At 72.2% G+C, this 16897-nt stretch carries 19 protein-coding genes; 12 read left to right on the forward strand and 7 right to left on the reverse strand.

Annotated elements, in window-relative coordinates; all coding sequences use genetic code 11:
* The 3 genes from NE234_RS13455 to NE234_RS13465 form a co-directional block, all read right to left on the reverse strand.
* Positions 1-240: hypothetical protein (locus NE234_RS13455; RefSeq protein WP_252779311.1), on the reverse strand; the 240-nt coding region annotated here is incomplete at its 3' end.
* 8 nt (positions 241-248) lie between these two features.
* Positions 249-587 (reverse strand): ASCH domain-containing protein, encoded by a 339-nt coding sequence (locus NE234_RS13460; protein WP_252779312.1) that lies wholly within the window; start codon positions 585-587, stop codon positions 249-251.
* A gap of 413 nt (positions 588-1000) precedes the next feature.
* A complete protein-coding gene (locus NE234_RS13465) occupies positions 1001-1417 on the reverse strand; it encodes a hypothetical protein (RefSeq protein WP_252779313.1) in 417 nt (138 codons plus the stop codon).
* An 88-nt stretch (positions 1418-1505) separates the two neighbouring features.
* Here NE234_RS13465 and NE234_RS13470 point away from each other — a divergent pair, with 88 nt between their 5' ends.
* The 3 genes from NE234_RS13470 to NE234_RS13480 all read left to right on the forward strand — a co-directional run bounded on the left by NE234_RS13470 (position 1506) and on the right by NE234_RS13480 (position 3963).
* Entirely contained in the window at positions 1506-2162 is a 657-nt protein-coding gene (locus NE234_RS13470) for a MerR family transcriptional regulator (RefSeq protein WP_252779314.1), read from the forward strand.
* A gap of 57 nt (positions 2163-2219) precedes the next feature.
* Positions 2220-2387, forward strand: a complete 168-nt coding sequence (locus NE234_RS13475) for a hypothetical protein (RefSeq protein WP_252779315.1) — start codon at positions 2220-2222, stop codon at positions 2385-2387.
* Positions 2388-2475: 88 nt separating this feature from the next.
* On the forward strand, positions 2476-3963 hold the full coding sequence (locus NE234_RS13480) for a hypothetical protein (RefSeq protein ID WP_252779316.1): 1488 nt from the start codon (positions 2476-2478) through the stop codon (positions 3961-3963).
* A gap of 22 nt (positions 3964-3985) precedes the next feature.
* On the opposite strand, the gene NE234_RS13485 is transcribed toward NE234_RS13480, so the two are convergent.
* On the reverse strand, positions 3986-4867 hold the full coding sequence (locus tag NE234_RS13485; RefSeq protein ID WP_252779317.1) for a helix-turn-helix domain-containing protein: 882 nt from the start codon (positions 4865-4867) through the stop codon (positions 3986-3988).
* 211 nt (positions 4868-5078) lie between these two features.
* On the opposite strand from NE234_RS13485, the gene NE234_RS13490 reads away from it, so the two are divergent.
* A complete protein-coding gene (locus tag NE234_RS13490) occupies positions 5079-5636 on the forward strand; it encodes a helix-turn-helix domain-containing protein (RefSeq protein ID WP_252780967.1) in 558 nt (185 codons plus the stop codon).
* Here NE234_RS13490 and NE234_RS13495 read toward each other — a convergent pair.
* The gene (locus tag NE234_RS13495; protein WP_252779318.1) at positions 5623-6783 is read right to left on the reverse strand and encodes an efflux RND transporter periplasmic adaptor subunit; all 1161 of its coding nucleotides are present in this window, start codon (positions 6781-6783) and stop codon (positions 5623-5625) included. The two genes, NE234_RS13490 and NE234_RS13495, sit on opposite strands and share 14 nt — an antisense overlap.
* Before the next feature lie 179 nt (positions 6784-6962).
* Between NE234_RS13495 and NE234_RS13500 the strand changes: the two genes are divergently transcribed.
* From NE234_RS13500 to NE234_RS13520, 5 genes are read left to right on the forward strand one after another with little or no spacing between them, the layout of a single operon-like run.
* Positions 6963-8168 carry an efflux RND transporter periplasmic adaptor subunit gene (locus NE234_RS13500; protein ID WP_252779319.1) on the forward strand — a complete coding sequence of 402 codons (1206 nt, stop codon included), beginning with the start codon at positions 6963-6965 and terminating at the stop codon, positions 8166-8168.
* Positions 8165-8905: an ABC transporter ATP-binding protein gene (locus NE234_RS13505; RefSeq protein ID WP_252779320.1), complete on the forward strand. Its 741-nt coding sequence runs from the start codon at positions 8165-8167 to the stop codon at positions 8903-8905. The genes NE234_RS13500 and NE234_RS13505 overlap by 4 nt, the downstream gene beginning before the upstream one ends.
* On the forward strand, positions 8902-10164 hold the full coding sequence (locus tag NE234_RS13510) for an ABC transporter permease (protein ID WP_252779321.1): 1263 nt from the start codon (positions 8902-8904) through the stop codon (positions 10162-10164). The genes NE234_RS13505 and NE234_RS13510 overlap by 4 nt, the downstream gene beginning before the upstream one ends.
* On the forward strand, positions 10157-10756 hold the full coding sequence (locus NE234_RS13515; RefSeq protein WP_252779322.1) for a DUF5666 domain-containing protein: 600 nt from the start codon (positions 10157-10159) through the stop codon (positions 10754-10756). Before NE234_RS13510 ends, NE234_RS13515 begins: the two co-directional genes overlap by 8 nt.
* A 28-nt stretch (positions 10757-10784) precedes the next feature.
* Positions 10785-11201, forward strand: a complete 417-nt coding sequence (locus tag NE234_RS13520; RefSeq protein WP_252779323.1) for a hypothetical protein — start codon at positions 10785-10787, stop codon at positions 11199-11201.
* Positions 11202-11217: 16 nt separating this feature from the next.
* On the opposite strand, the gene NE234_RS13525 is transcribed toward NE234_RS13520, so the two are convergent.
* Complete coding sequence (locus NE234_RS13525; protein ID WP_252779324.1) at positions 11218-12405, reverse strand: NADH-quinone oxidoreductase subunit D; 1188 nt, start codon at positions 12403-12405, stop codon at positions 11218-11220.
* Between the two features lie 60 nt (positions 12406-12465).
* On the opposite strand from NE234_RS13525, the gene NE234_RS13530 reads away from it, so the two are divergent.
* The 3 genes from NE234_RS13530 to NE234_RS13540 are packed head-to-tail and all read left to right on the forward strand — an operon-like array spanning position 12466 to position 15757.
* Entirely contained in the window at positions 12466-13128 is a 663-nt protein-coding gene (locus tag NE234_RS13530) for a PH domain-containing protein (RefSeq protein WP_252779325.1), read from the forward strand.
* Positions 13125-14570 carry a PH domain-containing protein gene (locus NE234_RS13535; RefSeq protein WP_252779326.1) on the forward strand — a complete coding sequence of 482 codons (1446 nt, stop codon included), beginning with the start codon at positions 13125-13127 and terminating at the stop codon, positions 14568-14570. Before NE234_RS13530 ends, NE234_RS13535 begins: the two co-directional genes overlap by 4 nt.
* The gene (locus NE234_RS13540; RefSeq protein ID WP_252779327.1) at positions 14567-15757 is read left to right on the forward strand and encodes a cytochrome P450; all 1191 of its coding nucleotides are present in this window, start codon (positions 14567-14569) and stop codon (positions 15755-15757) included. Before NE234_RS13535 ends, NE234_RS13540 begins: the two co-directional genes overlap by 4 nt.
* A 44-nt stretch (positions 15758-15801) precedes the next feature.
* Here NE234_RS13540 and NE234_RS13545 read toward each other — a convergent pair whose 3' ends face one another.
* On the reverse strand, positions 15802-16809 hold the full coding sequence (locus tag NE234_RS13545) for an SAM-dependent methyltransferase (RefSeq protein ID WP_308206884.1): 1008 nt from the start codon (positions 16807-16809) through the stop codon (positions 15802-15804).
* Positions 16810-16897 lie beyond the last annotated feature (88 nt).

Raw genomic sequence — 16897 nt, forward strand, 5'->3', positions numbered from 1 at the left:
GCCTGCCGCCTGCCGCCTGCCGCCTGCCGCCTGCCGCCTGCCGCCTGCCGCCTGCCGCCTGCCGCCTGCCGCCTGCCGCCTGCCGCCTGCCGCCTGCCGCCTGCCGCCTGCCGCCTGCCGCCTGCCGGACGCCGCTCGGCGGCGAGCCGGCCGGTTCGCCTGCGGCAGGTCCGGCCACCACGCGCCGGAGGACCGCTCGGAGCAGATCGCCGCCGCCGTCTTCGACGGGGCGGACCGCATGGCCTGCGCTAGGAGGTCAGCTCGAAGTAGACGATCGTGATCTCGTCGTCCGGCCGGATGTCCGGGTAGTGGTACCGGAGCCGGTCCCGTAGTTCGGCGAGGTCGCGGAAGCCGTCCGCGACCGCGTCCGGCTCGGTCAGCTCGGCGACCCGCTTGCCGACGACCCCGGTGATCACGCCCGGCAGCGTGACCTCCTCCTCCAGCTCGAACACCAGGTTCACCGGCCCGACGGTAACCGGGTCACGATGCCGGATCGTGGTGACCTTCGTGCCCGCGCGTACGGCGTCGAGGTAGTCGCGGTGGAAGTACAGGGACGGGACGGCCGAGGGCGGCGCCGGAGTGTCCATCCGGCAGAAGTCACCGCATGACCGAAGCCGGTCCGGCGCCCGCCGAGGGCGGCTCTCGGCTCGCGGGGGAGCGGCCGCGCTCGTGCTCGATCGCCGGCGCCCCCTTTCCTGGCGCTGGTTGCGGCAGCACGGCGCGGCCCGGCACCGGAGAGCCGGGCTGGGGACGGCGCGGTGGCGACGTCGCCGCCACTGCGGCCACGCTGCCGCCGTTGCGGTCTCCCTGCCGTCGGTGGTGACCCATGGATGACCGGTTCGCCGGTTCTGTGAGGTCACTACCGGCGTCGCAGTGGCGGCGCGGCCGGCGGACGGGGGGCGACAGCCGCCGTATTCTCGCGGTCCCTCGTCACCTCGGCTGCTGAAGACCAGATCACTGCGTCCTATGAGCGGTGATCGCCAACGATCAACGTCACCGGTCACGCCGTCAGCAGGCCCACGCCTAGGGTCAGGACACCGGCCGCGAGGGACAGCGCGCCGATCCACAGCATCCAGACGAACCGGTTGGGTGCGGTGGCGCCTCGACCGGCGGAGGCGGCGAAGAACCCGCCGGACATCAGGATCGCGGCCACCGGCACGCCCAGCCGTGCCGTCCACAGCAGAACGCCGGTCAGGCCGGTGGCGTCCGCGTACAGCAGGCCGATCAGGCCGAGCAGCACGAGGACGCCGGCGTGGCCGTGCCCGGCGCGCGCGAAGGAGCGCTGGAAGTCGGTCATCGGCACGCCGCCGCGCGCGATCCGGGTCATGAACCAGCCGCCGAACTCGATGGTGACGATCGTGAGGAGCACGGCCCCGGCGATCATCCGGGACTCGGTGCTGAGGGCCAAGGTCTCCATGGCCACGTCCTTCCTGACGAGGGGAGACGAGCGGATAGTGGAGCTATCCGCTCTATGGATAGTGATACTATCCATAAGGTCGGAGAGGATGGCAAGGATGCGTATCGGGGAGTTGAGCCGGCGATCGGGCGTCTCGGTGCCGTCGATCAAGTTCTACCTGCGCGAGGGGCTCCTGCCCCCCGGCGAGCTGACCAGCCCCAACCAGGCGGACTACGCCGAGGCGCACCTGCGCAGACTCCGGCTGATCCGCGCCCTCATCGATCTGGCCGGTCTTCCCGTGGCGCGCGTCAAGGAGGTGCTGGAGTCGCTCGACTCAGACGACCAGGCGCTGCACCACCGGATCGGGGCCGTGCATCGCGCCCTCGCCCCGACGCGGCAGCCGGTGGAGGACGACGGCGCCCGCGCCGAGGCCCAGGTCCGTGAGCTGATCGAGAAGCGCGGCTGGGCGATCGAGCCGGACGCGCCCGCCATCGGGACGCTGGCCGAGACCATCGCAGCCCTGTACGCGCTCGGCCAGGCCGACCTGGCCGCCGACCTGGACTCCTACGCGGACGCCGTCGAACGCCTCGCCGAGCGCGAGGTCGCGGCGGTCGCGTCCCGCCCGGACACCGATCGCATCGCCGAGAGCGTCGTCGTCGGGACCATCCTCGGCGAACGACTCATGACGGCCTTCCGCCTCCTGGCCCAGGAACACGTCTCGGCCCGGCTCCTGGGCTCCGCCCCGGGCGACGCGGAATCGGAATGAACCGTTCGGTACGGGGGATCTCCTGGCGGCACGAGCGCAGCCGAAGGAGTGAGTGCGATGGGACTGTTCACCCGCTCGAAGACGAGGACGAGTCGTAAGCCGACCCGGCGGGAGCGCCGCGCCGCCGAGCGGACCGCCCAGGCCGAGGCGAGACTGCGGGACACCGAGAAGAAGATCCACGAGATCGCGAGCGAGGTCCGATCCGACCTCCGTCGATCCGCCTGAGGCTGGCCTGGTTCGGCCAAGCGAGGTGCGGGCGGTGCCCGGAATGTAGGGTTTGTGATCTTCATTCTGGGTGTGGCGGAGGGTGGCCATGGGGTTGGGGAGACGCGCGCTCGTCACCGGGATCGCCGGGGCTCTCGTCCTCGGCTCGCCGCCCGCGATCGCCTCGGCGACGACCACGCGGTACCTCACGATCAAAGGGCTGAGCCGGGCCGGAAAGGTGCCCTGGATCACCGCCCAGATCTACGACCCGGCGAGCGGGAAGTCGTGGCCGGTGATGGGCCGTGACACCGCCGTGGCGAAGCTCCCGGACAAACGGACGTACGAGATCTACGCGACGCTCGCGCGGAACGAGCCGGGCGAGTCGCCCGAGAACACCGTCGTCCTCGCCACGTACAAGGTGTCCAAGGGCCACGACCACGTCACGTTGAGCGCCAAGGGCGGGAGGCCGATCGACGTGTCGGTCGGCGATCCGTCCGTGCAGGGCCGGATCCGGGTCCACGTACGGCACGGGTCGATGGACTTCACCACCGACGACGTTCCCGGGCGGCTGTACGCGGTGCCGGTGAAGCGCTCCGGGGTGACGTTCACCCAGGGCAGCACCTGGACCGGGCCGGGCGTGCTGTACCGCCTCGGCACCTCCTACTCCGGGGGCATCCCGGCCGGGGTGACCCAGCACGTCACCAAGGCCGACCTCGCGCAGGTCAAGGTGACCTACCGGTCGTTCGGCGACGGGATGAAGGTGAACCCGCGCTGCCGGGGCGCCGTCTGGGGAGGGGACGACGAGATGTGGCTCGACGCGCCCGCGACCCTCACCGAGTACGTCCAGCCGGGCGCGGCCTGCAAGCGGGAGCTGTGGTACGAGTCGTCGTCCCACCCGCTGTTCGGCAACGTCACCCTGGCCACCCGGACGTACGCGAAGGGCACGGCGCCCGACGAGACCTGGAACGCCGCGGTGTTCGCGCCCGCCGCCCCCGGTGGTCACCGTACGGGCGACCGGCTGCACTACACGCCGGTCAACCTGCTGTCCGACGCCGCCGGGAACTGGGGGTTCGACCAGTTCACGATCGCGAACGTGAAGCTCCGGGCCGGCGCGAAGACGCTCGCCCTCGACGCGTACGAGCCGGACGTCACCCTCGGGAGGTCGGCGGCGACCTACCACCTCGACGTGACGGCCACCCGTGACGCCGCCGAGGCGACGCTGTCCGACCGCGTCCAGGTGAGCTGGGTGTTCACGTCCGCGCGGACGAAGAAGAAGACGGCACTGCCGCTGACCACGGTGCGGTTCGCGCCGCGCGGCCTCGACGGCCGGAACGCCGCCGCGCCCGGCTCCACCACCGAGATCCCGGTCCGGGTCGTGACCAACTCCGGTGCGACCGCGCACGCGGTCAGGACGCTGAAGGTCGAGGCGTCCACCGACGGGTCCAAGACCTGGCAGAGTCTCCCCGTCGCGAACGGCGTCGCCTCCGTGACCAACCCGGCCGGCCTGGGGTTCGTGGCGCTGCGCGCGACCGTCGTCGACAGCGCGGGAAGCCAGGTCACCGAGACCGTCTCGCGCGCCTACCGGGTGGCGGGCTGAGCGCCGAGCGCCCCGGCGTCGCTCACCAGTAGTTCGTGCAGGCGTCGCGCGGATGGTCCGCCGCCGGGCGCGGAGTGTCGGCGCAGGCTCGGAAGTGCCATCCCGGCGCGATCTCGTGGGCGCGGCTCGAGAAGGTCGCGCCGGTCGTCGTGAAGGGCCCGCACTGGATCCAGGTCCTGCCGTCGTTCCGGCTCCAGTCCATCCAGACCCGGTCGCCGTACCGGGCGTGGCCGAGCTGAGCCCACACCATCTGCCGGCCGTTGATGCTTCCGCTCCGCAGCTCGACCGTCGCGGTGTGGTCGTGGCCGTACGCGGCGGCGGGCGGGACCACCACCTGACCCGGTGCTCCGTTCGGCCAGGGCCAGTCTCCGCACGCGGTGGACTGCTCGACGACGGGAGGGCGGGTCCGGTCGGGCGCCAGCCACAGTCCCACGAGGACTCCGGTGCCGAAGAGGGCGAGCGCGGCCACCGTCGTCAGGCCGCCGACGACCAGTCTCCTGGGGGCGGTGAACCGCCGCCGGGAGGGCTCCGGGGCCGCCTCCTCGGCCGGCGGCCGGGACGGCTGCCCTCCCGCGGGAGGCTCCACCACGGGAAGCACCGAGCACGTCCCCTTCCGGTGGCGGTCGTCGTTGAGGTGCTCCCAAAGGGGACGCAGCCGCGCGGGGTCGTCTCCGGCCAGCCGCGACAGCCGTTCGATCACCTGCCATGGCGGCACGATCCGTCCTGACAGATAGCGGGATATCGAAGAGTCGCTGGCATGGATCAGTTGTTCGAGTTCTTTGAGGCTCTTCCCGGTGCGCGTCCGCAGGGCGCGCAACTCGGTGGCCAGGCGCGTGCCGACCGTGCAGTCATCCGGAGTCGGCCGCCGGGGGTCGCTCAGCCCTGCCTCGGTCTCCCGCTCCATCCCAATCCGTCCCATCCCCGGGTGGGGCCGGGATCGGGGCCCTGAGGCGACCTGCGCCGTCGCGGTCGCCCGGTTCGACGAACATCCCAGCCCATCCCATTTTGAGCTCCGATCGGCATCTTGAAGATATCGACGACTTAGCGTCAGGGACAGCGATATGGACGTCTTCCGTCCCATCTGATCCGAAAGGAGAAACCTCGCCTTGCGCGATATGGACGCGGAGTTCGCTGCGGCCAATCTTTTGCGGCCCGAAGACCTGCAGGCGGTGGCGTCGTCGATTCAGCGCATCGACGATCTGCCCGATGGGTGGGGCCTCCACCTCGCCGACGCGCTGGCCTCGCTGCTCGTCGCCTCCTTCACCGACACCGGCCCGCGACGGGTCGAGATGGCCGCCGACCTCACCGACCGGATCATCGCCTACGCCCTCGCGAATCTGAACGACCCGGCCCTGTCCGTCGACTCCGTCGCCCGCCGCCACGGCATCTCCTCGCGCTACCTGCACCGGCTCTTCCAGCGGCGGGGTACCACCTTCGCCGCCTGGGTCCGGCGCGAGCGGCTCATCCGGATCCGCCGGGATTTGCAGGACCCCGCTCTCGTGACCCGTACCGCCGCCGCGATCGCCGCGCGGTGGGGGATCCGCGATGCCGGCCACCTGAGCCGGGCCCTCAAGAGGGAGTTCGGCCGTACCGCGGCCGACATCCGCCGCGAGGCGTCACCGGGGCGCGGCGGCCCTGGACGGGCGGGTCGCGAGGGTCTCAGCCGGACGTGACCACCCGCTCGCCCTTGGACAGGCCCGAGGTGATCTCGACGCACGCGTCACCGCGGACGCCGACCTTGACGGTACGGGTGACGGTGCGGCCGCCTTGGCGCACCCGGACGGTCGAGGTCCCGTTCGCGGCGGTCCGTACGGCCGATGAGGGCACGTACAGGACGTCCGTCGCGGACGCGGTGGTGACCGACACGGTGCCGGACTGACCGATCAGCACCGTGGACGGCACGTCGTCGAAGGCGATCATCACGCCGTACTTGACGAGCTGGTCGCTGGTCGTCGCGTTCGTGTCGACGTGCGTGACCGAGCCGGCGTAGGTCTTCGTGCTGTCGGTGCTGAGGGTGATCTCGGCCTCCTGGCCGATGCGGATGCGCGCCACGTCGTTCTGGGAGAAGGTCGCCTGCAGCTGCAGTTCCTCCAGGTCACCGATGGTGATGAACGTACTGGAGGCCGAGGCCGTGTCGCCGGCTCGGCCGTTCACGGCGAGGACGGTGCCGTCGATCGGCGCCGTGATGACCGTTCCGGCCAGGGTGCGCTCCGCCTGGGTCAGGGTGTTCTTCGCCTGGATGACCCGGGCCTCGAGCTGCGCCGCCGAGGTCGTGCCCCCGGAGGTCCCGCCGCCCGAGGACCTGCTGGACGCCGGCGCCCTCGACGTCGGCGTCTGCCGCGGAGTGCTCGGCCGCGTCGACGGGCGTTTCGTCGCGCTCGGACTCGCCGACGGTGTGGGGCTCGGCGACGTCGTCCGGTAGGCCGCCAGGGAGATGGTCGCGCGGCCGGCCGCCGCCGCTGCCGCGTTCGCGCCGGTCGCGCCGGTCCCGGAGGACTCGGCCGCCTCGGCGGCGGCGAGCGTCGCGCGGGCCGCCGCCACGTCCTCCAGGGCCCGGGTCTGGTCGACGCGGGCCAGGCGGGCGCCCGCGCGCACCTTCGCGCCGACCTTGACGTACACCTTCGTCACCGTTCCGGAGGTGCTGAAGGCCAGATCGCGGCTGTCGGCGCTCCTGACGTTCCCCGCCGCCCCGGCCGTGGCGGTCACCGCGCCCTCGGCGACCGTCGCGTACGTCGGCGCCGCCCCGCTCCCGCCGCCGGTGCCGACGGCGACGGCCGTCACCGCGCCGATCACCGCGACGCCGATTGCGCCGGTGGCCATCTGGGTACGTTTCAGCCGGAAATTCGGCGCGGACACCCGAAATCTCATGGCGCGCCATCATGACGTGCTCGGATGAGACTGATCTGGGCCTTAAATGAGAGTTTCCTGGGGAAGGCCTCTCATCATATTTTCATTTATGAATTAGGGTAATCCCACCTTCCTCCGCCAGCTTGTGCCGGGTGAAACGTCTACTCGGGCGCAGATCCCTCATGGTCAACGGCGCGCTGGGCGTGCTGTTGGTCACCGGCATCGGCGTCGGATACCTCTCGCTCACCGGCGGGGACGACTCGGCGGGGGCGTCCGCCCTCAGCCGTACGACGCGGGTCATGCGCGGCACCGTCGTCTCGTCGGTGTCGGCCTCGGGATCGGTGGAGAGCGCCAGGAGCCGTTCGCTGTCGTTCACGACCTCCGGCACGGTCGCCAAGATCTACGTGCAGGCGGGCGACAAGGTCTCGAAGGGCGAACTGCTCGCCCGGCTCGACACGACCTCCGCCGAGGAGAACGTGACCTCGGCCAAGGCGAACCTCACCGCCGCCGAGGACGGTGACACCTCCACGGCCTCCGGCTACTCTTCGTACGTCTCGGCGAAGAACGCCTACAACCAGGCCGTACGCGCGCTCGCGGGGACCGAGCTGCGGGCGCCCTTCGCCGGCACGGTCGTCACCGTCAACGGCACCGTCGGGGGCTCGTCCTCCGGCTCGGGATCCTCCGGCTCCACCTCCCAGGGCTCTTCGTCCGGGGGATCGGACGGTCCGTCCGGGAGCGGCGGTTCCGGGGGCTCGTCCGGGTCGTCGAGCACGAGCAGCTCGTCCAGTTCGTCCAGTTCGTCCGGGAGCGGGTTCATCGAACTGGCCGACCCGAAGAAGCTCATGGTCACCGGGGAGTTCACCGAGGCCGACGCGATCAAGCTGAAGACCGGCCAGCGCGCCACCGTCTCCTTCGACGCGCTCAGCGGCGTCACCGCCACCGGCAAGGTCACCCAGATCGACATGTCGCCGACGACGAGCAACAACGTCGTGCAGTACGGCGCGACCATCACGCTCACCTCGATCCCGGGCTCGGTGCGGATCGGCCAGACCGCGACCGTCCAGGTGACCACGGCCACGGCGCAGAACGTCCTGTACGTCCCGGCGGCCGCCGTCCGCACCGCCGGCGGGCAGAGCACGGTCACCGTCCTGCAGAACGGCGAACAGGTGATCAAGACCGTGACGACCGGCGTCAAGGGCACCCAGGGCACCGAGATCAAGTCCGGGCTGAACGAGGGCGACCAGGTGGTCATCACCACGACGACGACCAGCACCAGCGGCACCAGCGGCTTCGGCCGGGCCGGCGGCGGGTTCGGCGGCGGAGGCTTCGGCGGGGCGCCCGGGGGAGGCCGGCCGTGACGCCCGAACCCGCGGTCCTCGACGTCCGCGCGCTGACCAAGGTGTACGGCCAGGGCGACACCGCCGTGCACGCCCTGCGCGGCGTGTCCCTCCGCGTCGAGCGCGGCGACTACGTGGCGATCATGGGGGCGTCCGGCTCCGGCAAGTCGACGCTCATGAACATCCTCGGCTGCCTCGACGTGCCGTCCGGCGGCCGGTACCTGCTCGACGGGACGGACGTCGGCGTGCTCGACGAACGCCGCCTCTCGATCCTGCGCAACCGCAGGATCGGCTTCATCTTCCAGTCGTTCAACCTGATCCCGCGGATGTCCGCGCTCGCCAACGTCGAACTGCCCCTGGCGTACGGCGGCGTGAAGCCGGCGGAGCGGCGGAGGCGGGCCCGCGCCGCCCTCCGGCAGGTCGGCCTCGGCGACCGCATGGATCACGAGCCGAACGAACTGTCAGGCGGCCAGCAGCAGCGCGTCGCCGTGGCCCGCGCCCTCGTCACGGCGCCCGCGCTGCTGCTGGCGGACGAGCCGACCGGCAACCTCGACACCCGCTCCACCGCCGACGTCCTCGGCATCCTCGACCGGCTCAGCCTGTCCGGCCGCACCATCGTGCTGATCACCCACGAGGACGAGGTCGCCGCCCGCGCCAAGCGGGTGATCCGGCTGGTCGACGGCGAGATCATCGAGGACCGCCGGCAGGCCCCGGTGGACGGCCCGCCACCCGCGGCCGTCGTGGAGGGCGTGCGGTGAGCCCCTGGGAGATCCTGCGATTCGCGCTGCGCGGCCTGACCGCCAACAAGCTGCGCAGCGCGCTGACCATGCTCGGCATCCTCATCGGCGTCGGCGCCGTGATCATGCTGGTCGCGGTCGGGAACGGCTCCTCCGAGCAGATCAAGAACAACATCTCCCGGCTCGGCGCCAACTCCCTCACCGTGACGAAGTCGACGTCCGGCGGCGGAGGAGGCGGCTTCGGCGGGTTCGGCGGCATGCGGAACCGCGGGCAGTCCAGCGGCCCCCGTACGCAGGCGCACGACCTCACCGTCGACGACGCCAAGGCGCTCGTCGATCCGGTCAACGCCCCCTCGGTCAAGAGCGCGTCCCCGGTCGTGACCTCCTCGTCGGTGACGACGACGTACGAGGGGACGAGCCACTCGATCAGCCAGTTCGTCGGGACGTACCCCGCCTACCTCGGCGCCGCGAACAAGGAGCTCGCGCGCGGCGCGGCGTTCACCGACGACGACGTGACGGGCGGCCGGAAGGTCGTCGTGATCGGCCGGACCGTCGCCGAGGACCTCTTCGGCGCCGTCGACCCGCTGAACAAGCAGATCAACGTCGGCGGCACGCCGTTCACGGTCGTCGGGGTGCTCAAGGAGTCCGGCTCGTCCGGCATGCAGGACGCCGACGACATCGCGATCGGCCCGCTCACCGCCGTCCAGCAGAACCTCACCGGGTTCGGCGGCCTGAACTCCATCGTCGTGGAGGCCAAGAGCTCGAAGGTCACCGACCAGGCCCAGAGCGAGGTCACCGACATCCTGGACCAGCGGCACGACATCTCCGGGTCCAACACCGCCGACTTCCAGATCATGAACCAGGCGAGCCTGCAGTCGGCGGTCAGCGCCTCCAGCAAGACCTTCACCGTGCTGCTCGGCGCGGTCGCGGCCATCAGCCTGCTGGTCGGCGGCATCGGCATCACCAACATCATGCTCGTCACCGTCACCGAACGGACCCGCGAGATCGGCATCCGCAAGGCCATCGGCGCGCCCAAGGGGGCGATCCTCGGCCAGTTCATCGCGGAGGCGACCGTGCTCAGCCTCGTCGGCGGCGTACTCGGCGTGCTGGTCGGCGTCCTCGGCAGCCTCTTCAAGGTCGTCGGCGTGAAGCCGGTGATCGTGCCTTCCTCGATCGCGCTGGCGCTGGGCGTGTCCGTCGCGATCGGGCTCTTCTTCGGCAGCTACCCGGCCAACCGCGCGGCCAAGCTGCGCCCGATCGAGGCCCTGCGCCATGAGTGACATCGAGGAGAACGACGTGACCGGCCGCAGAACGTGGACGCCGTACGAGGAGCCCGAGGCCACGGTGACCCGGGACGACGTGCTGTCCGCCTCGCCGTTCGACGGCGACCTGGAGACCGAACTCGCCGCGGCCCCCAGGGCCCGCAGGCGACTCGGCCTGACCGCCTACCTCGGCGCCGGCGCGCTGCTGGCCGCCGGTTTCGGGGCCGGAGCCCAGGTCGACCGCCACTTCGGCGACCACACGACCACCGCGGCCCAGGGCTCACGCGGGACGACGGGCGGTCAGCTGCCCGGCGGCCGTGGGACGTACGGCGGCGGCATGCCCGGCGGCGGCCGCCCGTCGGACTCCGGCGACGGCGTGAGCCCGGGGACCACCGGGACGGTGCAGAAGGTCACGGGCACGACGATCTACGTCAAGACCGCGAACGGCGTCGTCCAGGTCAAGGTGACCGGCACGACCAAGGTCCGCGTACTGCGGAGCGGCAAGGCCTCCGCCCTCAAGACCGGCACGACCGTCACCGTCCAGGGGTCCCAGGCCGCGGACGGCACCCTCACCGCCACATCCGTCCAGGGCACCTCGTCCGGCGGCTGACGGTAATCCTCCTAGAACGGGAACCAGAATGCTCACCAAGCGACTGACCATCCGACTGCTCGGCGGCACGGCCGTCGCCGGCACCCTCCTCCTCGGCGCCGCGTGCGGAGGCGGCAAGACCTCGACCCAGAGCGGGCAGCAGACCGGCCAGGGCGGCGGCCCGAACGCCGGCGCCATGTCCGCCTACCGGCAGTGCATGGAGAAACAGGGCGTGACGATGCCCAGCCGGGGACCGGGCGGCGGACCGGGCATGGGCGCCCCCGGCGGCCGGCCCTCCGGCAACCCGTCCGGCATGCCCTCGGGCAGGCCCACCGCCCGGCCGTCGGGTCGCCCGAGCGGCATGCCGAGCATGTCCGCGGCCCAGAAGAAGGCCGCCCAGGCATGCGCCTCCCTCCGCCCCACCGCGCCGGGAAACCAGAACGGCCCCGCCCAGCCCACCGGCTGACGGGTCGTGGGACGGGCTACTTGTCGATGTCGCCGACGACGAAGAACATCGAGCCGAGGATGGCGATCATGTCGGCGACGAGGTGGCCCGGCAGCATCTCGCGGAGGACCTGGATGTTGTTGAAGGACGCCGACCGGAGCTTCAGCCGCCACGGGGTCTTCTCGCCGTGGGAGACCAGGTAGTAGCCGTTGATGCCGAGAGGGTTCTCCGTCCAGGCGTACGTGTGACCCTCCGGCACCTTCAGCACCTTCGGCAGCCGTACGTTGATCGGGCCGGGCGGTAGCTCCTTCAGCCGGGCGACGCAGGCGTCGGCCAGGTCCAGTGAGGCGTGGACCTGGTCGAGGAGGCACTCGAACCGCGCCAGGCAGTCGCCCTCGGTCCGGGTGACCACGCGGAGCACGTCCTGCAGCTCGCCGTACGCGAGGTACGGCTCGTCGCGCCGCAGGTCGAAGTCGACGCCGGAGGCGCGGGCGATCGGTCCCGACACGCCGTACTGCTCGATCTGGTCGCGGGTCAGCACGCCGACGCCACGGGTGCGGGCCCGGAAGATCTCGTTGCCCCGGATGAGCTTGTCGATGTCGCCGACGCCGTGGCGCACCGCGGTGACGGCGTCGGTGACGCGGCCGAGCCAGCCGGCGGGCAGTTCGTCCTTCAGGCCGCCGACCCGGTTGAACATGTAGTGCAGCCGGCCCCCGGAGATCTCCTCCATGACGCGCTGCAACTGCTCGCGCTCGCGGAAGGAGTAGAAGATCGGCGTGATCGCCCCGACCTCCAGGGGGTACGAGCCGAGGAACATCAGGTGGTTGAGCACGCGGTTCAGCTCGGCGAGGAGGGTGCGCGCCCACACCGCGCGGACCGGCACCTCCATGCCCAGCATCCGCTCGACCGCCAGGACGACGCCCAGCTCGCTGGCGAACGCCGACAGCCAGTCGTGGCGGTTGGCCAGCACGATGATCTGCCGGTAGTCGCGGACCTCGAAGAGCTTCTCCGCGCCCCGGTGCATGTACCCGATGATCGGCTCGGCGGCGGCGATCCGCTCGCCGTCCAGGGTGATCCGCAGGCGCAACACGCCGTGGGTGGAGGGGTGCTGCGGCCCGATGTTGAGCGTCATGTCCTCGGTGGCGAGGTCCTTGGTCCCCGCGCCCACGCCCACGATCCGCTCGGTGCTCACCGCTGCCGCCGCCTTCTCACTCGCTTCGATCATCCATCCTGCCATGACGGGTCTCGCGGGAGGCGGCCCGGTTGGGGTTGACTTACTCCCGACATGAACGCTGGCGATCAGTATCCGAATCCGCGCGCGGCGCAGGACATGCCGCCGGGCAGTCCGAGCATGCTGCCGCCCGGCGCGTCGCTCGGCCCGCAGTACGGCCCGTTGCCTCCGCCGCCCGCCCCGAGCGGGCCGTCGATGCCCTCCGCGGTGCCCATCGGCGCGCGGGCGGAGCAGGCGTTCGACCCGCCGAGCGGCATGGCGTGGGTGCGGGTCTCGCCCAAGCTCACCTGGCAGCGGCGCATCACCGTGCTGCTGTGGGCGCTTCCGGTGACGATCGTCGGCGCGTTCGTGCTGTCGCGGACGCGCGGCCTCGCCGGCGGCCTGATCTGGCTCGCGGTGGTCCTGGTCGCCTGCGCGGTGGGCTGGATCGTCGCCGAGCTGAGCTACCGGTCGTGGGGCTTCGCCGAGCGGGCCGACGACCTGCTGGTGACGCACGGCTTCTTCGTCCGGCACCTCGTCGTCGTGCCGTACGGGCGCATGCAGTACGTCGACGTGACCGCCGGGCTGCTCGAACAGTGGCTGGGGGTGGCGACGGTGCGGCTGCACACCGCGGCGGCGGCCACCGACGCGCGGATCCCCGGCCTGCCCGCCCGCGACGCCGCGATCCTGCGCGACCGGCTCGCGCAGAAGGGCGAAGCGAGGTCGATCGGACTTTGAACGGTCCCTACGGGCCGGGGCGGCCGCCGTACGGGCCTCCGCCGCGCCCTCGGTTCACCCCGCCGATGTACGGGCCCGCGCCGTACGGGTACGGGCCGCCGCAGTACGGTCCGCCGCCCAAGCCGCCCGTGCACTTCTCCCGTGGCGTGCACCGGCTGCACATGGCCACCGCGGTGATCAACGCGGCCGGGGTCGTCGTCATCGCGTTCGTGCTCGGCGGCTACTCGCTACTGCTCACCCAGACCCCCGACGGCGTCGCCCTGGTCCTCACCCCGGCGGTCATCGCCCGCTTCCTCGCCGTGATGCTGCCGGCGACCGTCGTGGCCGCGGCCATCGGGTTCTGGATCTGGTGGTCGCTGAAGTTCTGGATCTCCGGGGACGATCTGGTCGTCGAGACCGGCATCCTGCGGCGCCGTAACCGCCGGATCCCGCTGGCGCACATGCAGGCCGTGGACGTCGTACGGCCGCTGGTGTCCCGGCTGTTCGGGCTCGCCGAGGTGCGGGTGGAGCTGGCCGGCGGCGATCAGGCCGAGACGAAGTTCCGCTTCCTGGGACGGCCGTTGGCCGAGCAGCTGCGGGCCGAGCTGCTGGCCCGGGCCGCCGGGCTGCCCGGCCACACGCCCGAGGCGCCCGAACGCCCGTACTGGCGGGTCGGGTTCGGGACGCTGCTCGGTTCGCAGCTGATGAAGCTACCGGTCATCGGCGCGCTGATGCTGCTGGTGGCCCTGCTGGCGTTCGGAGTCGTGTTCGGGGAGCCCGGCGTGCTGGCGGCCGCGCTGCCGGTGCTGCTGGGCCTGGCCCGCGGCGTGGTCGCGCCGCTGGTCATGCACACCAACTTCACCGCGGCCCTGTCCCCGGACGGCCTGCGGCTGCGGTACGGCCTGATGGAGACCCGGATGCAGACCGTGCCGCCGGGCCGGGTGCAGGCCGTCCGGGTCGTCGAGCCGGTGCTGTGGCGCGGGAACGGCTGGGCGCGCATCGACGTCACCGTCGCCGGTTACGTCGGGGACCGGCAGGCGCTGTCGTCGGTGCTGCTGCCGGTCGCGCCCCGGGAGGTCGCGCTGCGCATGGTCGGCCTGGTCTTCCCCGGCACGAACGCCGAGGCGGTGCCGCTGCTGCCCGCCCCCCGGTCGTGGCTGGCGCCGTTCCGCAAGGGGGAGGCCGGCACCGACGACCGGCTGTTCGTCACCCGGCGAGGCCGGGTGTGCCGCCGGCTCGACGTGATCGCCCACGCGCGGGCGCAGAGCGTCCGCCTCACCGCCGGCCCGTTCCAGCGTTTGCTGGGGCTCGGTACCGTTCACATCGACGCGCCACCTGGACCGGTCCAGGTCGCCGCGGAGAATCGCGAGCTCGGAGAGGCCCGCGCGATCGTCGAGTCGGCGGCCGGGCGGGCGCACCGGGCGCGTGCGACCGACATCCGTACCGAACGGTGGGCCCGTTGAACGAATACAACCCTGGGTCGCCGGCCTTCGTCGCCGACCCGTACCCCGTCTTCGAACACCTGCGCCGCGAGTCGCCGGTCTTCTTCCACGAGCCGACGAACCAGTGGGTCATCTCCCGCTACGCCGACGTCAACACGCTGCTGCGGGACCGGCGGCTCGGCCGGACGTACCATCACGTCGCCACCGACGAGGAGTTCGGCCGCGCGCCGCAGCCGGAGTCCCTGAAGCCGTTCTGGGACCTCAACGACGCGGGCATGCTCGATATGGAGCCCCCGGACCACACCCGCCTGCGGCGGCTGGTGTCGAAGGCGTTCACCCCGCGGATGGTCGAGGACCTGCGGCCCCGGATCCGGGCGCTCGCCGAGGGCCTGGTCGGCGGCCTGGTCGCGCGGGGCGGCGGGGACCTGATCGCCGAGGTCGCCGAGCCGCTGCCGGTGACCGTGATCGCCGAGATGCTCGGTGTCCCCGAGGCCGACCGGCACCTGCTGCGTCCGTGGTCGGCCGACATGTGCGGGATGTACCAGCTGAACCCGTCCAAGGAGATCCAGGACGCGGCGGTGCGCTCCTCGATCGAGTTCTCCGGCTACCTGCGCGACCTGTCCCGTGCCCGCCGGAAGGACCCCCGCGACGACCTCATCAGCGCGCTGTGCCAGGTCGAGGGCCTGACCGAGGGCGAGCTGATCGGCACCTGCGCCCTGCTGCTCAACGCGGGGCACGAGGCGACCGTGAACGCCACCGGCAACTCCTGGTGGGCGCTGTTCCGCAACCCCGGAGAGCTGGAGCGGCTGCGCGCCGACCACGACCTGATCCCCACCGCGGTGGAGGAGCTGCTGCGGTACGACACGCCGCTGCCGCTGTTCGAACGCTGGGTGCTGGAGGACATCGAGGTCGGCGGGGTGCCGATCCCGCGCGGAGCCGAGGTCGCCCTGCAGTTCGCCTCGTCCTGCCGGGACCCGGAGGTGTTCGCCGATCCGGACGTGCTGGACCTGTCGCGGACGCCCAATCCGCACCTGGCGTTCAGCGCCGGAATCCACTTCTGCCTCGGCGCCCCGCTGGCGCGGGTGGAGCTCGCCGAGTCGTTCCGCGCGTTCCTCCGGCTCGCGCCCGGACTCACCGTCAAGGCGGACCCCGAGTGGAAACCGGGCTACGTCCTGCGCGGCCTGCGGGCGCTCCAGGTCGAGGTCTGAGCCCTCACACCGAGGTCTGAGCCCTCACACCGAGGGCCGGGCCCTCACGCCGAGGGTTGGGCCTTGCGCAGGACGGCGGGCACGTCGACCCCGACGGTCTGGACCAGCCATCCGAAGCTGCCCAGGCCGGACGGGTCGATGAGCTCGGCGTCCTCGCCGGCGGCGCGCAGCGCCCGGAGGTAGCCGCGCGGGTCCGACCGGGCCAGGTCGAGCGCGGGCCGCTCGCCGCGCAGCCCGAGCGCGCGCAGCGCCGTGCGCTGGGTCGTGAGCAGGGTGCCGGTCGCCCCGCCCCGGAGGCCCGCCTCGGCGCAGGCGTCGAGGGCGACGTGCGCGGTGATGTCACAAGAGCCGTCGGGCACCGGGGCGACGCAGCGGCCGTCCCGGTAGCCGGTCAGGGTGCCGTACGGCGGGCGGTGGTCCCGCTCGTGCGCGTAGTCGACGGCCAGGGCCAGACCGCCTCGTAGCCGCCGCAGGACGGACTCCCACGCCGCGCAGCGATGGCGGCCGATCTCGGCGCGGTCACCGGGCTCGCGCAGCGGCCACCAGCGTTCGAACCACTCGGTGTCCTCCGCGGAGGGCGCGGGGCCCGGGATCTCCGCTCCGGTGCGCGGGTCCACGACGACCAGGCGCGGCCCCTCGTCGGTCAGCTCGACGACGTCGACGGGCACGTTGTCCAGCCACTCGTTGGCGACCACCAGCCCGGTGATCTCCTCGGGCGGTGTGGAACGCCACTCGATCGCCCCGCTCAGCCCCTCGGGCCGCGGGGCCACCTCGACGGCGATCGGCCGCAGCCGCCCGGCCAGGCTCGTCACGGGCAGGATCTCGGCGAGCAGCTCCCCGCAGCCGGCACCCACGTCCACCAGGTGGAACGGGTCCGGGTGACCCAGGGCCGTGTCGACCTCGACGATCAGCCGGGCCAGGGCCAGGGCGAACCGGTGCGAGGCGTGCACCGAGGTCCGGAAGTGCGCGGCGGGCCGCTCGCCCCGCGTGTAGAAGCCCTCGGGCCCGTACAGCGCCCACTGCATCGCCGCCCGCCACCCGACCTGACCCACCTCTCGACCGTACCGCGTGCGCCTCCCGGTGGACTCCGCCTCAGACTCGCGGCTGACGCGCCACCGGCGCCCCCGAACGTACGCTGAT

The organism is Actinoallomurus rhizosphaericola (genome assembly GCF_024055675.1).
GTDB classification, from domain to species: Bacteria; Actinomycetota; Actinomycetes; order Streptosporangiales; family Streptosporangiaceae; genus Actinoallomurus; species Actinoallomurus soli.

Bases quoted from the DNA above. Each gene is read 5' to 3' on its own strand.
- NE234_RS13460 (WP_252779312.1), bottom strand. From the start codon at position 587: ATGGACACTCCGGCGCCGCCCTCGGCCGTCCCGTCCCTGTACTTCCAC.
- NE234_RS13465 (WP_252779313.1), bottom strand. From the start codon at position 1,417: ATGGAGACCTTGGCCCTCAGCACCGAGTCCCGGATGATCGCCGGGGCC.
- NE234_RS13470 (WP_252779314.1), top strand. From the start codon at position 1,506: ATGGCAAGGATGCGTATCGGGGAGTTGAGCCGGCGATCGGGCGTCTCG.
- NE234_RS13475 (WP_252779315.1), top strand. From the start codon at position 2,220: ATGGGACTGTTCACCCGCTCGAAGACGAGGACGAGTCGTAAGCCGACC.
- NE234_RS13480 (WP_252779316.1), top strand. From the start codon at position 2,476: ATGGGGTTGGGGAGACGCGCGCTCGTCACCGGGATCGCCGGGGCTCTC.
- NE234_RS13485 (WP_252779317.1), bottom strand. From the start codon at position 4,867: ATGGAGCGGGAGACCGAGGCAGGGCTGAGCGACCCCCGGCGGCCGACT.
- NE234_RS13490 (WP_252780967.1), top strand. From the start codon at position 5,079: ATGGACGCGGAGTTCGCTGCGGCCAATCTTTTGCGGCCCGAAGACCTG.
- NE234_RS13495 (WP_252779318.1), bottom strand. From the start codon at position 6,783: ATGGCCACCGGCGCAATCGGCGTCGCGGTGATCGGCGCGGTGACGGCC.
- NE234_RS13515 (WP_252779322.1), top strand. From the start codon at position 10,157: ATGAGTGACATCGAGGAGAACGACGTGACCGGCCGCAGAACGTGGACG.
- NE234_RS13520 (WP_252779323.1), top strand. From the start codon at position 10,785: ATGCTCACCAAGCGACTGACCATCCGACTGCTCGGCGGCACGGCCGTC.
- NE234_RS13525 (WP_252779324.1), bottom strand. From the start codon at position 12,405: ATGATCGAAGCGAGTGAGAAGGCGGCGGCAGCGGTGAGCACCGAGCGG.
- NE234_RS13530 (WP_252779325.1), top strand. From the start codon at position 12,466: ATGAACGCTGGCGATCAGTATCCGAATCCGCGCGCGGCGCAGGACATG.